Origin of the sequence: Actinacidiphila rubida (genome assembly GCF_900110255.1) — a bacterium.
In the GTDB taxonomy this organism is placed as follows: Bacteria; Actinomycetota; Actinomycetes; order Streptomycetales; family Streptomycetaceae; genus Actinacidiphila; species Actinacidiphila rubida.
The window spans coordinates 133124-149254 of the sequence record NZ_FODD01000014.1; the positions used below are offsets into that span (position 1 = coordinate 133124).

Below are 16131 nucleotides of genomic sequence, written 5' to 3' on the forward strand. Positions count from 1 at the left end.
CAGGGGCCGGACCCCGGCAGGGGCGGGCGTCACCGGTGCGCCTACGGCGCGGGGCTGACCACGGCTGCGGAGCCGCCGCCGCGGCGGACCGGCTCGGCGGCGGCGAGCCACCGGCCGTCCGGCAGCCGCTCGATGCCGGTGGCCGCGCCGATCTCCGGGTTCTGCGTGAAGTGGTGCCCGATCGCCTCCAGTTCGCCCTTCAGCGGGCTGTCCCACAGCGCGGGTTCGAGCTCGGTGGCGGCGGCGTTGCGCTGGCTGGCGCGCGGCGCCGCGATCGCGTCCACCAGCGGCAGACCCCGGTCGATGTGCTCGGTCAGCACCTGGAGCACGGTGGTGATGATCGTGGCACCGCCGGGCGAGCCGACCGCGAAGTCCGGGCGGCCGTCCTTGAGGACGATGGTCGGCGCGATGGACGAGCGCGGCCGCTTGCCCGGCCCGGGCAGGTTCGGGTCGTGCACCGCCGGGTCGGCGGGCACGAAGGAGAAGTCCGTCAGCTCGTTGTTGAGCAGGAAACCGCGCCCGGGCACGGCGATGGCGCTACCGCCGGTCTGCTCGATGGTCAGCGTGTAGGCGACGACGTTCCCCCACTTGTCGGCGACGGTCAGGTGCGTGGTGTTGTCGCCTTCGTAGGTGGTCGGCGCCGCGGCCCCCGAGGTGCCGCACGGCGCCGGGTGCGCGGGGTCGCCGGGCGCCAGCGGGCTGGTGAGGACCGCGTCGTCCTTGATCAGGCACGCGCGGGCGGCGCCGAACGCCTTCGACGTCAGCCCGGCCGTCGGGACCTGCTCGAACGCCGGGTCGCCGACCCAGCGGCCGCGGTCGGCGAACGCGATCCTGCCGGCCTCCAGGAAGTGGTGCAGGTACTGCGCCTGCGAGGCGTCCGCGAGGTCGGTGTGCTCGAGGATGTTCAGCGCCTCGGCGACCGTCGTGCCGCCCGACGAGGACGGCGCCGGCCCGTACACGTCCAGCCCGCGGTAGGCGGTGTGCGTCGGGTCCTGCACCTTGGTGGCGTAGGAGGCCAGGTCCGCGGCCGTCATGTCGCCGGTGCGGACCACGCGGGTGGCGGCCGGGTCGACCGGAGGCGTGCGGACGGTCCGCACGATGTCGGCGCCGAGGTCACCGTGGTAAAGCGCGCCGACGCCCCTGGCGCCCAGCTCCTGGTAGGTGCGGGCGAGTTCGGGGTTGCGCAGCACCGAGCCGACGGCCGGCGGCCGGCCGCCGGGCAGGAACAGCGCGGCGGTGGCCGGGAAGTCCTTGAAGCGGTCCTGGTTGGCGGCGGTCTGCGCGTTGAACGTGGCGTCGACGGTGAAGCCGTCGCGGGCGATGCGCTCGGCGGGTTTGAGCACCTCGCCCAGCGAGCGGCTGCCCCAGTGGTCCAGCGCGGTCTGCCAGGTGGCCGCGGTGCCGGGCACGCCGATGCTGCGGCCGCTGGTCACGGCGTCGGCGAAGGCCAGCGGCTTGCCGTTCTCGACGAACAGCTGGTCGGTGGCGCTGTGCGGCGCGGTCTCGCGGCCGTCGACGGTGAGGACCTGGTGGCGGTGGGCGTCGTAGTAGACGAAGTAGCCGCCCCCGCCGATGCCGGACGAGTACGGCTCGGTGACGCCCAGCGCGGCGGCCGTGGCCACGGCCGCGTCGACGGCGTTGCCGCCGCGCCGCAGCACCTCGATCCCGGCCGCCGTCGCGTCGGCGTCGACGCTGGCCACGGCTCCCCCGTAGCCGACCGCGAGCGGGCTCTTGGCCGGCGTCGCCGTCCCGCCCCGGGCTGGCGCGGCGGCCCGCGGTGCCGCGCCCGGGGTGGCCGCGGTGACGGTGCCCGCGCCGGTCAGCGACGCCGCCGCGGCGGCGAGCACGGCGACCGCGGCCGCGAGGCGCCGCCGGGCGCGGTGCGGGGAGGGGTGCGGGATGCGCGGGGATGTCCGTGGATCGGGTTTCTGGGACGTCATGGTCTCAGCCTCCGCTCGACGAGTCCCGGCAGCGTAACGTCACCACACCCGTACCGTCAGCAAGGCGTCAACTGCCGTGGGGGACGCCGTGGTCGAACACCGCTACGATGCCCCGCCATGAGCGACGATGTGCGCAATCTCGTACTTGCCCTCGCGGGCCTGGTCATCGGCGCGGCTCTGGGCTGGTTCGTCCGCACGTACGTGTGGCGGCGACGACTGGACCGCAAGCGGCGCTTCTTCGGGTTGCCGAAGGAGTCGGAGTGCCTCCTCGTGGTGCCCCGCGACCCGGGCGCCCGGGGCTGGAGCCTGGAGCGGCACGACGCTTTCGCACTGCTGGAGCTGGCCGCGGTGATCCAGGAGTGCGGCGCGCACGCGGAGATCCTGGCGCACGACACGGCCTGGCAGGGCTTCGGCGCCCGCACCGAGTTCTGCCTCGGGGGCCCGGCCGCCAACCTGCGGCTGGCCGCGCACCTGCGGTCGATGCTGCCGGGCGTCGACATCAACACCGAGGCCGTGTCGGGGCCCGAGCAGGGCGCCATCACCGTCGGCGGCGACACCTACCGGCTGGACAAGGGCACCGAGGAGTACGTGCTGCTGGCCCGGCTGGCGTCCGCGGGGGACTCCGGCAACGACCGCCCGGTCTTCCTGTCCTCGGGCCAGCGCGGCATAGCCAACCAGGCGGCCATGCGCTACCTCGCCCGCCACTACGTGAAGCTGGCCCGCAGGCACGGCGTGGACGGCACCTTCTGCCTGCTGCTGCGGGTGGTGAACTCCCAGGCCTACGGCTCCGACGTGGTCGAGCTGGTCGCCGACGTGACGAAGGCGGCCACCAGCACGCCGAAGATCAAGAGTCAGCGAGACCGATCACCAGCCACATGATCGCCGTTCCCGCCACGGTGCACATCAGCGTCGTCCGCGACGGGTGCGGGCTGTGCGCCTCGGGGAGGATGTCGGAAGTGGCCAGATAGAGCAGGAAACCGGCGAAGAAGCCCAGGTAGAGGCCGAGCACTCCGGCAGGGATGCTGAAGGCGAGGGTGATCGCCGCGCCGGCCACCGGGGCGAGGGCGTCGGCGCCCAGCAGCAGCTGGGCCCGGCGCCGGTCGTTCCCGTAGAGGCGCATGATCGTGTACGTGTTGAATCCGTCGGCGAAGTCGTGCGCGACGACCGCGATGGCCACCACGATCCCGACGGTGTCGCCGGCCTGGAAGGCCGCGCCGATCGCGAAGCCGTCCATGATGCTGTGCCCGACGAGCGCGCCGGCCGCGGCCAGGCCGATGCCCTTGACCGGGTCGTGGGCGTGCCCGTGGACGTGGGTGTGGGAGGCGTACTCGCCCTCGTGGGCGCGGTGCACGGCGACCGAACGCTCGACGATGTGCAGCGCCAGGAAGCCCAGGACGAACATCAGCAGCGCGGCCGGTACCCCGAACACGCGGTGCGGCTGGTTGTCGAGCGCCTCCGGCAGCAGGTCGAAGCCGACGACACCGAGCATGAGTCCGGCGGCCAGTCCGAGCACGAGATGCCGGCGGTCACCGATGTGCTGTGCGACGACGCCGCCCACGAGAGTCATCGCGAAGGCGCACGCGGCTATCAGGACCGGCATGACCACATGATCCATGACGCCGCGTGCGCTCGCTACTCAGGGTCGCCTTACCCCCTAAGGCTTCACACGCGGTGACCGCGCCCGTCCCCGTCGACACGGGCGAGCACCGCCTGGGCCATGGCCTGCTCGCCGAGCGCGTTGGGGTGCGCGGGCGCGGCGGGCGCGGCCGGTGCCAGCGGCTCGATCCAGCGGTCGCCGGGCGCCTGGCACATGTCGTGGCCGATCGTGGGCGTGTAGGTGTCGACGTACTCGTCCCCGTGCAGCAGCGCCTCGATCCGCAGCATGGTGTTGAGCCGCTTCTCGGTGTCCCTCAGGTACGGGAAGTCGCCGGCCGCGAACGGCACGGCGGGCGAGGTGCAGGGCACGCCGCTGTCCGGCAGCAGGTCCGGGTAGCCGACCACGACGACGCGGGCGCGCGGCGACCGCTGGTGGATCGCGTGCAGCGCGTCGGAGACCTTGGGGGCGGTCCTGAGCACGTTGAGCGTGAGCTGGTCGACGCCGCCGGCGGTGAAGTGCTGCTTGCAGGGGCTGCCCGCCGGGTCGGTCGCGGTCAGGCCGGCGCAGGCGGCGATGATCGGGCCGAAGCCGACGTCGTTGCCGCCGATCTGCAGCGTGACCAGCGTCGTGTCGTGGTTGAGCGCGTCCAGCTGCGGCCCGTTGGTGCCCTGCGGCTTCCACATCTCGGCGGTGGTGGCGCCGGCGCAGCTGACGTCGGTGAAGTCCGCGACCGCGTCCGCCGCGGCCGTCAGCGACGGATAGTTGTGGTCGGAGCGGGCACAGTTCGCGTCGACCTGGGTGGGGATGACCGGGCCCGAGGTGTAGGAGTCGCCGAGCGCCACGTAGCGCGTCGGGTTCCCCTGGCCGTGGCCCTGGGGTGCCGCCGAGGCCGGGGCGGTCACCGCCGCGGTGAGGGCGAGGGCGCCGCCGAGCGCCGCCGCGCCCAGGGCCGCGGCCCGAATGCCGGACGGCCGGCCCGTCCCCTCGTGCACCGCCTGCCCGTACCCCCCGGCCTCCGTGCCGTTCCCGCCGACCTGTCCGGCGCGCGCGCCCGTGCTGCTCCGTGCCCCCATCGGGCCCTCCCCTGTTCCCCACGTGTGTGCCGTCGTGCGGCGCCGAACGTGTGTGCCGTCGTTCCCCTGTGCGGCGCCGACCGGCGCCGATGAGGATCAAGGCTCGGGGTGCGGTGTCGCGGGTGTCAATGGGTAGGACCGCCGGAGGGCACCGGGCGGTCGGTCACCGTGCACCCTCGCGTCATTTCCCTGCGTGACATCCGTGTCGAAGGGCGATTCCGGGGCATCCACCCAGTGAGGAGGTGCCGAGAATGTCCGCATTTCACCACAACGGTGTGCAGCTGGCCGTCACCAACGACTACCTCGTCGGAATCGGCCCGCTGGTCATCGGCATATGCATTGTGGCCCTGCTGATCGCGGCCGTCTGGTTCGGCCGCAGGCGCAGTGCGGGTGAGCCCCCCGTTCCGCGCGGAACCAGGGCACGGTCGGGCGCATGGCAGGCGCCGAACGAACCGCCGACAGCGGAGGGAGAGGTCTCGGACCACGGGCCGGGACACCAGCACGAGGGCCCCCGCAGCCACGAGTCGCGGCAACCGGTGCCGGACGAGGTGCCGCGTGACGGGCGGCGGCGCTTCCCCCACGAGCTCAACCCGTCCGGGGTCCGCGAGGGCCGTATCCGCACCACGCCGCGCCGCCACAGCGGCCCGAACTGGGACTGAGCGGTCTGCCGCGGCACGCAGGACCCGGCCGCGGCAAGCAGGACCGGAGACGCACGAGCACGCCCGGAACGACGGAGTGCGGAAAGGACCGGATCCCCCCACGGAGGCGCCCCTCCCGCGTGATCACGCGGGAGGGGCGCCCGGCCGTGCGGGCACGGGCCCTACCCGCCGAGTGCCGGGAGCTTGGTGTTGACGAGCTTGCGGGCGGCCGCCGCGATCGCGTCGGCGTTGATGCCGGCCGCGTGCATCTGCTGGGCCGGCGTCGCGGAGCCCGGCATGGTGTGGACGGCGAGCCGGGTCAGCAGCGGCATCGGGTGGCCGTTGCCGAACGACTCCAGCACCGCGTCGGCGAGGCCGCCCTCGGGGTGGTGGTCCTCGACCGTGACGAACCGGCCGGTGGTCCCGGCGGCGGCCCGCAGCGTCTGCGTGTCGACCGGCTTGACCGAGTACAGGTCGATCACCCGGGCCCGCGTGCCGTCGGCGATCAGCTGGTCGGCGGCGGCCAGCGCCTCGTGCAGGGTGACGCCGGCGCCGATCAGCGTGACCTGGTCGTCGGGGCTGGACCGCAGCACCTTGCAGCCGCCGACCGGGAACTCCTCGTCGGGACCGTAGATCACCGGCGTCTCCCCGCGCGTGGTGCGCAGGTAGCCGATGCCCTCGCGGCCGGCCATGCCGGCGATCAGCTTCGCGGTCTGGTTGGCGTCGCACGGGTACAGCACGGTGCTGCCGTGCAGCGCCCGCATCATGGCCAGGTCCTCCAGCGCCATCTGCGACGGGCCGTCCTCGCCGATCGACACCCCGGAGTGCGAGCCGACCACCTTCAGGTCGCTGCGGCTGATGGCCGCCATCCGCAGGAAGTCGTGGGCCCTGGTCAAGAACGCGGCGAACGTCGAGGCGAACGGCAGCCGGCCGCGGACCCCGACGCCGACGGCGGTCGCGATCAGCTGCTGCTCGGCGATGTAGCACTCGATGTACCGGTCGCGGTGCTCCTTGGCGAACATCTGGGCGCGGGTGGAGTCGCCGACCTCGCCGTCGAGCACCACCACGTCCTCGCGCCGGGTGCCGAGCACCGCCAGCGCCGCGCCGAACGCGTCACGGGTGGCCACCTGGTCGCCGAGCGTGTACCGGGGCAGCGGTGCGGCCGGGTCCCCGCCGAGCCGGGGGCGGCCGGCCGGCTCCGGCGGCCGCACGTGGATCCGCAGGTGGCGGATGCCGCCGAGCTCGCTGACCGCCTCGTCCGGGTGCGGCAGCGGCTTGCCGTGGAAGCCCTCCTTGTCCTCCACCTCCGCGACCCCGCGGCCCTTGCGGGTGCGGGCGATGATCGCGGTGGGCCGGCCGGAGGTGGCCTCCGCCTCGGCCATCGCCTGGTCCACGGCCGCGACGTCGTGCCCGTCGATCTCGACGGTGTGCCAGCCGAAGGCGCGGATGCGGCGGGCGTAGGCGTCCAGGTCCCAGGCGTGCCGGGTCGGGCCGCGCTGGCCGAGCCGGTTGATGTCCAGGATCGCGGTGAGGTGGTCCAGGCCCTCCGCCCCGGCCATCTCCATCGCCTCCCACACCGAACCCTCGGCCAGCTCGCTGTCGCCGCACAGCACCCAGGTGCGGTACGGCAGGCGGTCCAGCCGCTTGCCGGTGAGCGCCACGCCGACGCCGATGGGCAGGCCCTGACCGAGCGATCCGGTGGCCACGTCCACCCAGGGAAGCTTCGGCGTGGGGTGTCCTTCGAGCCGGCTGCCGAACTTGCGGTACGTGGTGAGGAGCTCCTCCTCGGTGACGGCGCCCACCGCCACGTACGCCGCGTACAGCAGCGGCGAGGCGTGCCCCTTGGAGAAGATCAGGTGGTCGTTGGCGGGCTCGCCCGGCTCGTCGAAGTCGTAGCGCAGGTGGCGGGTGAGGAGCACCGCGATCAGCTCGGCCGCGGACATCGAGGAGGTCGGGTGCCCGGAGCCGGCCGCCGCCGCGGCCCGTACCGCGTCCACCCGCAGCTGCTGGGCGAGTTCGGCGACCTGGGCGTCGTTCAGGACACGGTCCTGCGTGGCCGTGCTGTTCATGAGGGGAGTCCTCCGTTCGCTCGGCGGGGGTCGGCGGCCGGTGTCCGGCACGCCTCCCTGAGCGGCTGCCCGGGCAGCGGGGGGACAAACGGGACGCGGCCCCGCCCCACGGGGCGCCGGCGGGGAGGTCGCGGCGGGTCGGCGGCGGGTCGTCCGTGCGGCCGGCGGCCGCCGGCGGTCCTCAGTGGTGGAGCACCTTGGCCAGGAACGCGCGGGCCCGCTCGCTGTGCGGTGCGGCGAAGAACTCGCCCGGCGGCCGGTCCTCGACGATCCGGCCGTCGGCCATGAACACCACCCGGTCCGCGGCCGACCGCGCGAAGCCCATCTCGTGGGTGACCACGATCATGGTCATGCCCTCCTCGGCCAGCTGCTTCATCACCGCGAGCACCTCGTTGATCATCTCCGGATCGAGCGCCGAGGTCGGCTCGTCGAACAGCATCGCCTTGGGGCTCATCGCCAGCGCACGGGCGATCGCCACCCGCTGCTGCTGGCCGCCGGACAGCTGCCGCGGGTACTTGTCGTCGTGCCCGACCACCCCGACCCGGTCCAGGAGTTCCCGGGCCTCGCGCTCCGCGTCCGCGGGGTGGTGGCCGCGGATCCTGCGCGGGGCGAGTGTGACGTTCTCCAGCACCGTGCGGTGCGCGAACAGGTTGAACGACTGGAAGACCATGCCGATCTGGGCGCGCAGCCGGGCCAGCTCGTGGCCGTCGTCGGGCAGCGGCTGGCCGTCCACGGTGATCGTGCCGGAGTCGATGGTCTCCAGCCGGTTCACCGCCCGGCACAGTGTCGACTTCCCCGCGCCCGACGGCCCGATCACCACCACGACCTCACCGCGGTGCACGGTCAGGTCGACGTCCCGGAGCACGTGCTGGCCGCCGAAGTGCTTGTTCACACCGGCGAGCACGATGAGCGGCTCCGCGTGACGGGATATGGGCATGGCGCGGCCGGCGTTCAGCCGAGGATGCGGTTGACGAGCGTGTCGCGCTCGGTCTGCGGGATGGCGGTCCAGCGCATGCCGCGCAGGGCGCCTTCGAGCGCCAGCAGGGTGTGGGTGCAGGCGTCGTCGGGGAGGTCCGGCCGGATCTTCTCGAAGGCCCGACCGGAGCCGAGGCGGCGCAGTTCACCCGCGTCGCCGACGCCCGCGCGGCGCAGCCGGTCGGCCAACACCGCCCCGATGTTCGGGAGCTGCTGAAGGGAGTCCACGTCGAGCCTCCGTTGTTCAAGCCGTCGCATGAGGAGTGCGCTCGGCGCCATGATGCACGCTCCCACCGCCGCGCCGCCGCGGACCCGCCCGGACACGCCACGACACGCCGGTGACCGTCCGCCACCAAGATGACACAGCGTCAGTGTCGCCTGACACCGGGCCCCTCGCCGTCCGGTCAGTCCTCCGACGCCTCGGCATGGACCTGCGAGAGCTCCGGGCTGCCGCTCTCCGCCCAGGTGTGCCCGAGGACAACGGTGTCGAGCTCGCGCCCGGAGGTCAGGCGGATCACCGGGTGCCCGTTGGGCCACACCTGCCACGCGGTGCCCGGCACCGAGTGCACGATCACCGTACCCAGGTACAGGCCCGCGTCGTTGCCGAGCCAGGTCATCACGTCGGGATCGTCCCGCCAGCTGGGGACGAGCTGGTCGAGCGCGGTCAACGAAGCCGCCGAGTTGTCGAGTTCGACGCCGTCGCGGGCGGCGCGCACCCGCAGCAGCTCGCACTCCGCGAGGAGGTCGGCCACGGCGGCCGCGTCCTGGCCACCGCCCGGACCCGGCACGGCGACACCGGCGGGCACGGCGTGCCGTTCCCGCCACTTGCCGAGGAAGGGGATGTCCATACCGTTCAGCCTGACACCCGGGGTCCCGCGGGACCACAGGGCGCGCGGGACGTCCCGTGCGCCCTGGCGGCGGACGGCCGTTCGGGACGGCGGCCGGCGGACGCCGGGGCCGCTCAGACGTCGAGGTCGACGACGACCGGCGCATGGTCCGAGGCGCCCTTGCCCTTGCGCTCCTCCCGGTCCACGTACGCGTCGGACGCGGCCTTGGCGAACGGCTCGTTGCCGTATACCAGGTCGATGCGCATGCCGCGGTTCTTGGGGAAGCTGAGCTGGCGGTAGTCCCAGTACGTGTACGGGCGGTCGTACTTCAGCGGGCGCGGCACCACGTCGCTGAGCCCGGTGCCGCGCAGCGCGGCCAGGGCGGCCCGCTCGGGCTCGGTGACGTGGGTCTGGCCCTCGAAGAAGGCCGTGTCGAACACGTCCTCGTCGGTGGGCGCCACGTTGTAGTCGCCCAGGATCGCGAACGGGCGGCCGCCCGCGGCGTCCTGCGCGGCGGCGTTCCTCAGCGCCTCCAGCCAGGCCAGCTTGTAGGCGTAGTGCGGGTGGCCGATCTCCCGGCCGTTGGGCACATACACCGACCACAGCCGGACCGGGCCGCAGGTCGCGGAGACCGCGCGGGGCTCCTGGACGCCCTCGTACTCCGGCCCGCCGGGCAGGCCCGTCACCACGTCCTCCAGGCCGACGCGCGAGACGAGCGCCACCCCGTTCCACCGGCCGTCGGCGTTGACGGCGGCCTCGTAGCCGATGGCGCGCAGCTCGTCGTGCGGGAACTGCTCCATGGTGCACTTGGTCTCCTGCAGGCACAGGACGTCCGTGCCGGTGCTCTCCAGCCACGCGAGGAGCCGGGGCAGCCGGGCGGTGACGGAGTTGATGTTCCAGGTCGCGATGCGCATGCCCCTCAACCTAGCCGCTCGGTCCGACAGCCCGGGTGCCCCGGTGCGTCACGCCTGGTCGCCGGGGGCGAGACGCAGGTGCTCGGCGCCGCCCAGCGAGCCGATCTGGTGGTCGTAGATCGGCCGGGCGAGGTCGGTCAGCAGCGCGTCGTGCACGTCGACGGCCCGGCGCGGCGCGACCTCGCGCACGTAGTCGATGACCTCGGCGATCTTGTTCCACGGCGCCATGACGGGGATCAGCAGGGTGTCGACGGCCACGCCCGGGACGGTCAGCGCGTCCCCGGGGTGGAACACGGACCCGTCGACGAGGTAGCCGACGTTGGTGATCCGGGGGATGTCGGGGTGGATGACCGCGTGCAGCTGGCCGTGGACCTGCACCTCGAACCCGGCGGCGGTGAAGGCGTCGCCCTCGCCGACGGTGTGCACGCGGCCGGGGAAGGCCGCGGAGACCTGGTCGGCGACGCTCGCCAGCGTCCACAGCTCGGCGGCCGGATTGGCCTCCAGGCCGGCCCGCAGCCGGTCCTCGTTGAAGTGGTCGAGGTGCTCGTGGGTGACGAGGATGGCGTCGGCGCCGACCGCCGCGTCCTCCTCGCTGAACGTGCCGGGGTCGATGACGAGCGTGCGCCCGTCCTTCTCCAGGCGCACGCAGGCGTGCCGCTTCTTGGTCAGCTTCATGGCACCCATCTTGCTACGCGTCTCCCGCTCCGCGCGGCGGCCCGCGGGTGTCCGGCCCGCGGGTGTCCGGCCCGCGGGTGTCCGGCCCGCGGCACCGGCCAGGGGGGTCCGGCCGCGGTGTCAGTCGCCCGCGGTCTCCTGCTCGATGACGGGGCGCGCCGCGTTCACCGCCGCCTGGGCGGCCGGCAGGCCGCAGTACACGGCGGCGTGCAGCAGCGCCTCTTCTATCTCCGCCGGGGTCAGGCCGTTGCGCAGCGCGGCGCGGGTGTGGTCGGCGAGGTCGTCGAGCCTGCCCAGGGCCGTGAGCACGCCGAGGCTGAGGAAGCTGCGGGTGCGGCGGTCCAGGCCCGGCCGCGTCCACACCTCGCCCCAGCCGAAGCGGGTGGCGAAGGCGTCGAATCCGGCGCCGAACGTCTCGGTGCGGGCGACGGCCGCGTCGACCTCCGCGTCGCCGACCAGTTCCCGGCGGATCCGCAGGCCCTCGGCGTACCGGTCGGGCGGCGCCGGGGCGGCGGACGGCGGCGCGGGCAGCCGCGGCGGCACGGGCGGCGGTGCGGGCGCGAACGGCGCCGGCGGGACGGTGCGGTCCCACGCGGTCTCGAAGTGCCGCGCGAGCAGGTCGCCGATGGCGGCCGGCTCCTCGACCGGTGCGAGGTGGCCGGTGGCCGGCACGACGGCGAGGCGCGCGTCGGGGATACCGGCGACGAGCAGCCGCGCGTCGGCCGGCGGGGTCTCGGTGTCGTCGGCGCCGGCCACCACGAGGGTGGGCACGGTGATGCCGGCGAGCGCGTCGCGGATGTCGAAGGCGGCGAGGGCCTCGCAGGCGGCGACGTAGCAGGAGGCGTCGGTGGTGGCGACCATCTGCACCGCCCACTCCGTGATGGCCGGCTGGGTGGCCAGGAACGCGCCGGTGAACCAGCGTTCGGGCGTGCCCTGCGCGGTGCGGTCGAGGCCGTTGGCGCGGACGACCACGCCGCGCTGCCGCCAGGCGTCGGCGGTGGCGTAGCGGGCGGCGGCCGAGACCAGGGCGAGGGCGGCGACGCGGTCGGGCCGCAGCAGCGCCAGCCGGGCGCCGATGGCGGCGCCCAGGCCGCATCCGGCGTAGCCGAAGCTGTCGATGCCCTCGTCGTCGAGCACGGCCAGCACGCGCCGTGCGAGGTCGTCCACGGAGGCGGCGGGCTCCGCGGGGGCGCCGCCGTGTCCGGGCAGCTCGTAGCGCAGCACCCGCCAGCCGACGGTGAGCACCGGCAGTTGGCGGTCCCACATGTGCCAGGTCGCCCCCAGCGCCGGCCCCAGCACCAGTACGGGCGCGTCGTCGGGACCGTCGAAGCGGTACTGGAGCGGCGGCAGCAGGTCGTCACGTTCGTCGTACAGATCGTGACCGTCGTCGTACGAGGTGGCGTACGTACCGGACGCGGCAGCAGTCATATCGGTCGTCTCGCTCATCGCGTCACACGCTACCGAGCCACCCCCCACCACGAACAGTCGCCCTCCGGGCAGGTTCCGATCCGCATGCGCTACCCCGCTCTCCGGGGAGGCGCCCACCGGCCGGTGGCCAGGAGCGGACCGGACGGCACCTCGGGGGTGGTGGGACCCGTGGCCCAGCGAGGCGGCCGCCGGGGGAGGGCCCCGGCGGGGGCGATCGCTCAGTTGCCGCCGAAGCCGTGCTGGAAGTTGACCGTGGAGACGACGTAGACCGTGGGGACGTCGGGGTCGTGCAGGTCGACGGCGATCGCGTGGTCGGGCTTGTCGCCGGCCCGGCGGATGGTGATGCCGGACCAGGGGCCGGTGCCGGACAGGTTCCAGTTGACCGCGCGGGCCTGGGACGCGGTGATGGACGACGCCCCGGCGTGGAGCGCGTCCCGCGTCGTGCCGACCTTCGCCAGGAACGTGTCGAGGCCGCCCGCGGTGGTGGTGAACTGCGTGTACAGCACCGCCGTGTCCCAGGAGTTGGTCTCCAGGTAGCCGACGTGTGCGGCGCCGTACGGGATCGGCACCTGGTAGACGCGCTGCTGCAGCGAGCTCGGGTAGTAGCCGAACCGCAGGTGCCGCGCGGCCGCCTCCTCCTGCTTGCTCTCGCCGCTCTCCCGGCTCTGCTGCGCGGAGATGATCACGTACCCCAGCGGCACGAGGACGAGCAGCGGCAGGACCGTCCACCGCACCCAGCGCGGGAGGTCCCGCGGGACGCTCGCGGGCCGCGGGACCGGCGCGGCCCCGGCGGGCCGCCGCGGCCCGGGCGTGCGGACCTCCGCGGCGGCCGCGTCCACGGCGTGCGGCTCGCCCGCCCGCTGCTCGGGCGGGCGCTGCTCCGCGGCGGTGCCGGCGGCCGTGCCGGCCGCCCCGTCCGCCGTCGGCTCGGCGCCGCGCTGACCCTTGCGGCGCTGGTCGGGTGTCGTCGTCATCAGTCCGTCGCCTGCCGCCCGTAGACCCGTCCGTAGCGCTCGTAGCGCTCCACGCGGCGCCGGTTGGCGCGGCGGAACCGGCGGGCGACCAGCCGGGCGAGGTCGGCGGCGCCCACCATGCCCGCCTCGGGGCCGAGTTCGGCCTTCACGATGCGCGCCTCGGGGCGGTAGCCGCGCCCGGTCAGGGTGCGCCGGAACGCGTCGCGGGCCGGGCCGATCAGCAGGTCGTCGGCCGCGCTGACGCCGCCGCCGATGACGAAGCAGGACGGGTCGAGGGCCGCGGCCAGGTTGGCGATGCCCACGCCGAGCCACTGGCCGATGTCCTGGAACAGCTCGACGCACATCGCGTCGCCCTGCCGGGCCAGCTCGGTGATCAGCGGCCCGGTGATGTCCCGGACGTTGCCGCCGACGCGGTCGATGATCCCGTAGGCGACCGGCGAGTCGGCGACGGCCAGCTCGCGGGCCTCGCGGACCAGCGCGTTGCCGGAGCTGTACTGCTCCCAGCAGCCGCGGTTGCCGCACGGGCAGCGGTGCCCGCCCGGCACCACCTGCATGTGGCCGAACTCGCCGGCCACCCCGTAGCGGCCCCGCTTGACCTGGCCGTCCTCCAGGATGGCGCCGCCGATGCCGGTGCCGAGGGTGATCATCACCAGGTCGGGCTCGCCGCGGGCGGCGCCGAAGCGCCACTCCGCCCAGGCGGCGGTGTTGGCGTCGTTGTCGACCATGACGGGGACCAGCAGCCGCTCGGAGAGCCGGTCGCGCAGCGGCTCGTCACGCCAGGCCAGGTGCGGGGCGAACAGCACCCGGGAGCGGTCCGCGTCCACCCAGCCGGCGGCGCCGATGCCGACGGCGTGGACGTCGTGCCGCTCGGACAGGTCGAGCACCAGCTCGACGATGGTGTCCTCGACGACCTTGGGGCTCTTGGACTTGTCCGGCGTCTCGGTGCGCAGCTTCTCCAGGATGGTGCCGTCGGCGTCGACCACGCCGGCCATCACCTTGGTGCCGCCGATGTCGATGCCGACGGTGGGCACGCGTGGCGCGGTCAGGTGCGAGCGCCGCTCGCGGCGGTCCATCCCGCTGACGTTGCGCCACACCGTGGCACGGGCGGCACCGCCGCGGTAAACACGTTCACGATTGGCACTCAAGCGGTGGTCTCCGGCTCGGCGGCCGCCGCCGCTTCGGGGGCAGCCGGTGTACGGCTCAGTTCATGGGTCAGTTCGTCCAGCTCGCTGCCACCGGCCATCTCCCGGGTCAGCTCGTCCAGCGTAATGTCCTTCTTCAGGTGGCTGCCGGACATCGCGCCACGCTTGAGAAGGACGAAACGGTCCCCCACCAGGTAGGCGTGGTGCGGATTATGTGTGATCAGCACCACACCGAGCCCCGCGTCGCGGGCCGCCGCCACGTATTTCAGCACCACGCCGGACTGCTTGACGCCGAGCGCGGCGGTCGGCTCGTCGAGCACCAGCACCTTCGCTCCGAAGTGCACCGCACGGGCGATGGCGACGCACTGGCGTTCGCCGCCGGAGAGCGTGCCGATGGGCTGGTCGACGTCCCGCAGGTCGATGCCCATCCGCAGCAGCGCGTCGCGGGTGGTCGCGCGCATGGTGGCGGTGTCCAGGCGGCGCAGCGGCCCGCGTCCCCGGGTGGGCTCGGAGCCGAGGAAGAAGTTCCGCCACACCGGCATCAGCGGCACGACCGCCAGGTCCTGGTAGACGGTGGCGATGCCCCGGTCCAGGGCCTCGCGCGGCGAGGCGTGCCGGACCTCCTCGCCCTCGACGGTGTACGTGCCGGCGTCGTGCGGGTGCAGGCCCGCGATGATCTTGATCAGGGTGGACTTGCCGGCGCCGTTGTCCCCGAGCACGCAGGTGATCTCGCCGGCGTGCACGTCCAGCGAGACGCCGTGCAGCGCCCGCACGTTCCCGTACGACTTCGCGACGTCGGTGAGCGCGACGAGCGGGGTGCGCCCGGCGGCGGTGGTTGCGGTGTCGGTCATTCGCTTGCCTCCGCGCGCCTGCGGACCCAGACGTTGAGCAGGGTGGCGAGCAGCAGCATCGCCCCGAGGAAGAACTTGAACCAGTCCGGGTTCCACTGGGCGTAGACGATGCCCTTGCTCGTCATGCCGAAGATGAACGCGCCGACCGCCGAGCCGATGGCGCTCCCGTAGCCGCCGGTCATCAGGCAGCCGCCGATGACGGCGGCGATGATGTACAGGAACTCGTTGCCGACGCCCTCGCCGGACTGCACCACGTCGAACGAGAACAGCAGGTGCTGGCCGGAGATCCAGGCGCAGAACGCCACCGCCATGTACAGGCCGACCTTGGTGCGGGCCACGGGCACGCCGACCGCGCGGGCCGCGTCGGCGTTGCCGCCGGCGGCGAAGATCCAGTTGCCGGCACGGGTGCGCAGCAGCACCCAGGTGGCCACCGCGACCAGGCCGATCCACCACAGGATCGTCACCTGCAGGTCGACCGAGCCGATCGTCCAGTGCGAGGCGAACAGGTCCCGCGCGGCCGGGAAGCCCTGCATGTCGGCGATCGACTTGGTGGAGACGGTGCCGCTGATCAGCTTGGTCAGGCCCAGGTTCAGGCCGGTGAGCATCAGGAAGGTGCCGAGCGTGATGATGAAGCTGGGCAGCTTGGTGCGCACCAGCATGATCCCGTTGAACGCGCCGAGGGCGAGCGTGGCGACCAGGGAGACGCCGACGCCGACCCAGGTGTTCGCGGTCATCTGGTAGCTGAACATCGAGGAGATCAGCGCGGAGCTGGTCACCATGACGCCGGCCGACAGGTCGAACTCGCCGCCGATCATCAGCAGCGCCACCGGCACCGCCATGATCCCGATGGTCGAGGACGCGTAGAGCACGGTGCCGAGGCTGGACGCCTGCAGGAACGAGTCGGCGACGACCGAGAAGAACACGAAGACGGCGGCCGCGCCGACGACCGCGCCCAGTTCGGGCCGGCCCAGCATCCGCCGGGTCAGGGACCGGGGGGCCAGCCGTTCGTCGCCCGCCGCTGCGGGCCG

Annotated in this window: 16 protein-coding genes; 2 read left to right on the forward strand and 14 right to left on the reverse strand. The window is 73.7% G+C overall.

Translation table 11 applies throughout. From position 1 onward, the window contains the following. Nucleotides 1-41: 41 nt before the first annotated feature. The gene (ggt, locus tag BMW99_RS15865) at nucleotides 42-1940 is read right to left on the reverse strand and encodes a gamma-glutamyltransferase (RefSeq protein ID WP_079139077.1); all 1899 of its coding nucleotides are present in this window, start codon (nucleotides 1938-1940) and stop codon (nucleotides 42-44) included. Between the two features lie 117 nt (nucleotides 1941-2057). Between ggt and BMW99_RS15870 the strand changes: the two genes are divergently transcribed. Beyond that, complete coding sequence (locus tag BMW99_RS15870; RefSeq protein ID WP_075017000.1) at nucleotides 2058-2819, forward strand: hypothetical protein; 762 nt, start codon at nucleotides 2058-2060, stop codon at nucleotides 2817-2819. Here the strand turns inward: BMW99_RS15870 and BMW99_RS15875 are convergent. After that, nucleotides 2785-3540, reverse strand: coding sequence for a ZIP family metal transporter (locus tag BMW99_RS15875; protein ID WP_069461918.1), 756 nt, complete (start codon nucleotides 3538-3540; stop codon nucleotides 2785-2787). The two genes, BMW99_RS15870 and BMW99_RS15875, sit on opposite strands and share 35 nt — an antisense overlap. A 62-nt stretch (nucleotides 3541-3602) precedes the next feature. After that, nucleotides 3603-4610, reverse strand: a complete 1008-nt coding sequence (locus BMW99_RS15880) for an SGNH/GDSL hydrolase family protein (protein ID WP_079138170.1) — start codon at nucleotides 4608-4610, stop codon at nucleotides 3603-3605. Between the two features lie 251 nt (nucleotides 4611-4861). Here BMW99_RS15880 and BMW99_RS15885 point away from each other — a divergent pair, with 251 nt between their 5' ends. Then, nucleotides 4862-5269, forward strand: a complete 408-nt coding sequence (locus BMW99_RS15885) for a DUF6479 family protein (protein ID WP_141725982.1) — start codon at nucleotides 4862-4864, stop codon at nucleotides 5267-5269. Between the two features lie 161 nt (nucleotides 5270-5430). Here BMW99_RS15885 and BMW99_RS15890 read toward each other — a convergent pair whose 3' ends face one another. From BMW99_RS15890 to BMW99_RS15940, 11 genes are all read right to left on the reverse strand, one after another. After that, entirely contained in the window at nucleotides 5431-7317 is a 1887-nt protein-coding gene (locus BMW99_RS15890) for a transketolase (protein ID WP_407640296.1), read from the reverse strand. A gap of 181 nt (nucleotides 7318-7498) precedes the next feature. Beyond that, complete coding sequence (locus tag BMW99_RS15895; RefSeq protein WP_069461912.1) at nucleotides 7499-8254, reverse strand: amino acid ABC transporter ATP-binding protein; 756 nt, start codon at nucleotides 8252-8254, stop codon at nucleotides 7499-7501. Between the two features lie 14 nt (nucleotides 8255-8268). Then, nucleotides 8269-8520, reverse strand: a complete 252-nt coding sequence (locus BMW99_RS15900) for a TfoX/Sxy family DNA transformation protein (RefSeq protein WP_069461911.1) — start codon at nucleotides 8518-8520, stop codon at nucleotides 8269-8271. 176 nt (nucleotides 8521-8696) lie between these two features. Next, a complete protein-coding gene (locus BMW99_RS15905; RefSeq protein WP_069461910.1) occupies nucleotides 8697-9140 on the reverse strand; it encodes a DUF6278 family protein in 444 nt (147 codons plus the stop codon). Between the two features lie 113 nt (nucleotides 9141-9253). Beyond that, nucleotides 9254-10033 carry an exodeoxyribonuclease III gene (locus tag BMW99_RS15910; protein ID WP_069461909.1) on the reverse strand — a complete coding sequence of 260 codons (780 nt, stop codon included), beginning with the start codon at nucleotides 10031-10033 and terminating at the stop codon, nucleotides 9254-9256. A 48-nt stretch (nucleotides 10034-10081) separates the two neighbouring features. After that, entirely contained in the window at nucleotides 10082-10708 is a 627-nt protein-coding gene (locus BMW99_RS15915; RefSeq protein WP_069461908.1) for an MBL fold metallo-hydrolase, read from the reverse strand. Nucleotides 10709-10828: 120 nt separating this feature from the next. Then, nucleotides 10829-12154 carry a bifunctional 3-oxoadipate enol-lactonase/4-carboxymuconolactone decarboxylase PcaDC gene (pcaDC, locus tag BMW99_RS15920; protein WP_245791480.1) on the reverse strand — a complete coding sequence of 442 codons (1326 nt, stop codon included), beginning with the start codon at nucleotides 12152-12154 and terminating at the stop codon, nucleotides 10829-10831. A 200-nt stretch (nucleotides 12155-12354) separates the two neighbouring features. Beyond that, the gene (locus BMW99_RS15925; protein WP_245791481.1) at nucleotides 12355-13110 is read right to left on the reverse strand and encodes a hypothetical protein; all 756 of its coding nucleotides are present in this window, start codon (nucleotides 13108-13110) and stop codon (nucleotides 12355-12357) included. Further along, on the reverse strand, nucleotides 13110-14255 hold the full coding sequence (locus BMW99_RS15930; protein WP_075017001.1) for an ROK family glucokinase: 1146 nt from the start codon (nucleotides 14253-14255) through the stop codon (nucleotides 13110-13112). The genes BMW99_RS15925 and BMW99_RS15930 overlap by 1 nt, the downstream gene beginning before the upstream one ends. After that, a complete protein-coding gene (locus tag BMW99_RS15935) occupies nucleotides 14252-15103 on the reverse strand; it encodes an ATP-binding cassette domain-containing protein (RefSeq protein WP_069464631.1) in 852 nt (283 codons plus the stop codon). Before BMW99_RS15935 ends, BMW99_RS15930 begins: the two co-directional genes overlap by 4 nt. Further along, nucleotides 15100-16077, reverse strand: coding sequence for an ABC transporter permease (locus tag BMW99_RS15940; RefSeq protein ID WP_079138596.1), 978 nt, complete (start codon nucleotides 16075-16077; stop codon nucleotides 15100-15102). Before BMW99_RS15940 ends, BMW99_RS15935 begins: the two co-directional genes overlap by 4 nt. Nucleotides 16078-16131 lie beyond the last annotated feature (54 nt).